This window comes from Colwellia sp. (assembly GCF_013215345.1).
Classification (GTDB): domain Bacteria; phylum Pseudomonadota; class Gammaproteobacteria; order Enterobacterales; family Alteromonadaceae; genus Colwellia.
This window is the reverse complement of the sequence record NZ_JABSOV010000008.1, coordinates 1-3,930: the sequence shown is the minus strand read 5'-3', so window position 1 is coordinate 3,930 and position 3,930 is coordinate 1. Positions and strand designations below refer to the sequence as shown.

At 39.0% G+C, this 3,930-nt stretch carries 5 protein-coding genes and 2 pseudogenes; 1 reads left to right on the top strand and 6 read right to left on the bottom strand.

Going from position 1 to position 3,930, the window contains the following annotated elements; all coding sequences use genetic code 11:
* Positions 1–248, bottom strand: a pseudogene (locus HRT50_RS01365) (GNAT family N-acetyltransferase); the annotation flags it as partial.
* Positions 249–968: 720 nt separating this feature from the next.
* Positions 969–2,114 (bottom strand): TonB-dependent receptor, encoded by a 1,146-nt coding sequence (locus HRT50_RS01360; RefSeq protein WP_291610554.1) that lies wholly within the window; start codon positions 2,112–2,114, stop codon positions 969–971.
* Here HRT50_RS01360 and HRT50_RS01355 point away from each other — a divergent pair.
* Positions 2,071–2,193 (top strand): hypothetical protein, encoded by a 123-nt coding sequence (locus tag HRT50_RS01355; protein ID WP_291610552.1) that lies wholly within the window; start codon positions 2,071–2,073, stop codon positions 2,191–2,193. The two genes, HRT50_RS01360 and HRT50_RS01355, sit on opposite strands and share 44 nt — an antisense overlap.
* On the opposite strand, the gene HRT50_RS01350 is transcribed toward HRT50_RS01355, so the two are convergent.
* The 4 genes and pseudogenes from HRT50_RS01350 to HRT50_RS01335 form a co-directional block, all read right to left on the bottom strand.
* Positions 2,190–2,672: a hypothetical protein gene (locus HRT50_RS01350; RefSeq protein WP_291610550.1), complete on the bottom strand. Its 483-nt coding sequence runs from the start codon at positions 2,670–2,672 to the stop codon at positions 2,190–2,192. The genes HRT50_RS01355 and HRT50_RS01350 overlap by 4 nt on opposite strands.
* Before the next feature lie 213 nt (positions 2,673–2,885).
* The gene (locus tag HRT50_RS01345) at positions 2,886–3,026 is read right to left on the bottom strand and encodes a hypothetical protein (protein ID WP_291610548.1); all 141 of its coding nucleotides are present in this window, start codon (positions 3,024–3,026) and stop codon (positions 2,886–2,888) included.
* 154 nt (positions 3,027–3,180) lie between these two features.
* Positions 3,181–3,402, bottom strand: a pseudogene (locus tag HRT50_RS01340) (TonB-dependent receptor); the annotation flags it as partial.
* 263 nt (positions 3,403–3,665) lie between these two features.
* The coding region (locus HRT50_RS01335) for a hypothetical protein (protein ID WP_291610546.1) at positions 3,666–3,930 on the bottom strand (265 nt) is incomplete at its 5' end.

Below are 3,930 nucleotides of genomic sequence, written 5' to 3'. Positions count from 1 at the left end.
TGTTGATGTTCTTTATCAACCATAAAGCGCCAAATTGAAATTTTAACTTTAGATTCTTGTACCCACATAAAAAAACCTACGGGCTCTTCTTTCATATAAATAGCTCTGATTTCATACCCTTCATTGTACTTAGATTCAACTATTGACCACATATTACAAGCTACATAACCTTCCTGTTCTTTTGTGATATCGAGTTCACAAACTTTTTCATAATTTTCTTTTGTTACTGGACGAAGTGATACTTCCACAGACTTTCCTTAAAACATAACAGCTTATTATGGAGCCGGCTCAGTAATGTCCGTCCCATAATCAAAATTTAATTTACATTAATATCCCACAAATTCATAGAATTAGAAACCACTGTAACCAATTTTTTAATCAAAGATAGGATGTTACTAAGCCCGCGCAGTAATACCCACTATAGAAAACGGTATTAATTACTATGAGATCAATCAAATAGACGTTTATTGATGTTTTTTAAGAGTGTTATTGAGCTAAGGCGTACCTATAACATCGAAAGCAAAGGAGAAATCATCAAAGTGATTAGCGCACAATATTCGTATGAAATAGGTACATGATCTGAACATCCTAATTATGGTCTTGTTCAGACTGAAAGGACTATATAGCGCACGAAGTGATCCTAGTTCACTCGTGGTAAATCTAATATAATTCAATGGACGTAGTAAGTGATATTCAATGGCAATTTGGGATGATAATTACTGGCCGTTTTTATTTGTTGGGTGGCTAGACTGATGTAATTGTCCATTATTGACTTAGCTGTTATAAAGTTAATTTTTTAGACATTAATCATCTCTTCACCTTATTACCCATAAATAAATTTTAAGTTAATTACTTTAAACACTCTGATTCTTGATAATCATAACCATTAAAAAAGCCACTATATTGCTATAGTGGCTTTGGTTTTAGTCCATGAATCGTTAACTAACTAACTAACTAACTAACTAACATTAGAACTGTTGGCTAAAGCGAACAAACCAACTACGACCAAATAAACGGTAATTACTTTCATCAGTATTACCATTTTGCGCAGGCTCGATATAAATTGGCTCTTCATCGGTTAAGTTAGTAACATCAGCAGAAATCGTGGTGCCAGTATCAAAGCTATAACTGGCTGTTATATCATGATACAAAATGGAGTCAACGTTATACATATGATTGCCTTGACTTTGGTCATTAGCATTATTTGGTGTGCTGCCGTAATATAATAAATCATAATACTCTAGCCCTGAGATAAAGTAAGCGGCATAACTTAAGTTTAGGTTATCTAAGGTATAGTTAGCGGTGAAGTTTACTTTGTCAGTGGCATAGCTATTATCGTTTTCAAATTGACCATTGAGGTCCTCCATAGCAAAGTCGAACTTGTAATCAACTACTTGGTTTTCACGTTCTAAAAAGTGACTCCATGAAAGGTTTAAGTAGAACTCACCTGATAGAGCTTCAAAAGTATAGTTTGCCTCAAAATCAATACCTTTAGCTGTCATGGCACTTAGGTTTTCAGAGCGTTCACTGATATCAATAATTTCACCTTTACTATCTCGGGTAACGTTATTACAAAGCGAAGCAACACCACCTTTATAACAACCGTTTAATGAGTCAGCGGCGCCAACGGCCTCAATAACGTTTTCAAGCTCAATTGACCAGTAATCTAAGGTCAAACCTAAGCCTTCGATAAAGTCAGGCGAATAAGCGATGCCTACAGTTAGTGAATCACCTTCTTCTGGTGTTAAATTTGCGTTACCACCAACGGTTGAACGTTGTTGACCATCAACATTGGCACTACCACCAGCAGGTACATTGTCTGCCTGACAATTTCCTTGTTGAGCGCTAGTTAAATCTGACCAGGTGGCACTACTACATGGGTCACTGGTAAACGGGTATGAATCAGCAGGTGGAGCATACAGATCGCCAAGCGTTGGAGCTCTAAATACAGTGCCATAGGTACTGCGTACTAATAAACCATCAACAACATGCCACTCAAGACCAAGTTGGTAGGTTGTTGAAGAGCCAAACAATGAAAAATCATCATAGCGAACACCGATAGGTACTTCTATGCTTTTAACACCGGGTAAATCACTTAAAAATGGTACTCTGATTTCAGTGAAGATACTGGTTACATCATACGCACCATTAGTGGCTTTTGAGGTATTATCGGATACTTCACCAATAAATTAACAGGAGTCTACATGGGTTTCAGTTTCATCGTAGCGATACTCAAAACCAACACCAGCTGCTAAAATACCCGCTGGTAATTCATAAATGTCACCGCCAACAAAACCCGTTAACGTTTGTAAGGTGTAATTTCCGGAGCTAGATAAAGGTGCTGAAGTATAATCAAGCATTTCTTGGGTCACTGAACCCGGGCCACCAAATACGTTCATAGATACACAACCGGCAATGGGGGCCGCTGCGGTACCACAAACAATATTGCCGTCAGAGTCTTTAAAAGAAGGGCCCATGGCTTTAGCTAAGTTAGGTTCGTAAATCTGACCAAATTCTGTTAGTGCGTATTGGTTGTAACCATAATTGTAATTTAAATCATAGCTCCAGCCGTCACCAAATTCACCTTCCATACCAATAACTTGTTGAAAGCCAACATTGTCTTGTTCAAAACTACGGCCACCTTCTAACATACGGCGACGTGAGCGGCTCACATCTTCACCGAAGAGGTTGTAGTAGTTGTCTTTTGATACACCATTAAAAGCAGTGCCATCAGGTAATATACCGCTATAAGCAGGATCGTAGCGGGTATCATAAGGTACTGCGGCTAATTCTTGACGAGAAGTACGTTTGTTTATGCGCGTTTCAGTGTAGAAAGTAACATTGTCGTTATAGGCAAAACTGCCTTCAACAAATATGTTTAATTTTTAGTATGGGGTTTGCAAAAAGTTTACCGGTGCGTAGTTATAGGTATCGGCAGGGTTGTCGAAATCACGCATATCACCGATATTAGCAACACCACCATCACAAGTATCATAGGGCGACCTTGCATATAATATTGACCACAAGGTGGTGAACCACTACCAATAGAGGTGACGTTACCACCAGCTTGATTTGGCGGAATTAAACCGTTCTGCCAAAAAGACAATTCATCTTGTTCAGCGGAAGCGCTCCATGGGCTAACAGACCAAGGGTGGTTGAGGAACTCAACACTACTATCACATTAAACTCTACGCCTTCAAAATCGCGACGCGTAATGATGTTAACAACACCGGCTACCGCATCGGCACCATCTTTTAATATTTATATACGGTTAATCATTGAAGCAGGGATTGTTTGAAAATCACTTGTCGCTGGTCTTCTATCGTTAATTAAAACTAGAGTACGTTCTGAGCCTAAACCGCGCAGCTCAACTGATGTACTACCATTACCGCCATTGTTGGTTGTGGTCATGGCAGGTAAGCCTTATTTTTAAGTCAACTTAGTAGCGTTTCGCCCCATGTATGAAGGCAAGGTAAAAACAATTGGTATTAATAAGCGAATTACCTAGTAAACACTGACAGACCAGGTTGAATTATTGTCAAAATAAGTAATTCCCTAAGACACAACAAGATATGAATTAAGTACACTAGTGGAAGCTTGGGGTACTGAGTTGAGGCACTTCAATAACTGAAGTGCCTAGACTTATCTAAATCAACGAAGCCACCTTATGGGCATGAACGGTAGAAAGGGCTGTTACCGAAAATTTCATAGATGATGCCATACAAGGTTGGATCTGCAGCTTGTAGTGCACTACGCGTATTTGGACCACCACCCATATTGGCATTAAAGAAACTTTGCACACCTTCAGCGAAGTACTCTTTATAATCATTCATGGCATAATGACCAGCACCCCAAAGGCTGTAGTAATTAGCATTTGCATGAGCTGATTGTAACCTTGAGCTAAAGCCAGGGAATACATAATCTAAACCA

Coding starts and splice junctions, on each gene's coding strand:
- HRT50_RS01355 (WP_291610552.1), top strand. CDS start 2,071: ATGCTTTTAACACCGGGTAAATCACTTAAAAATGGTACTCTGATTTCA.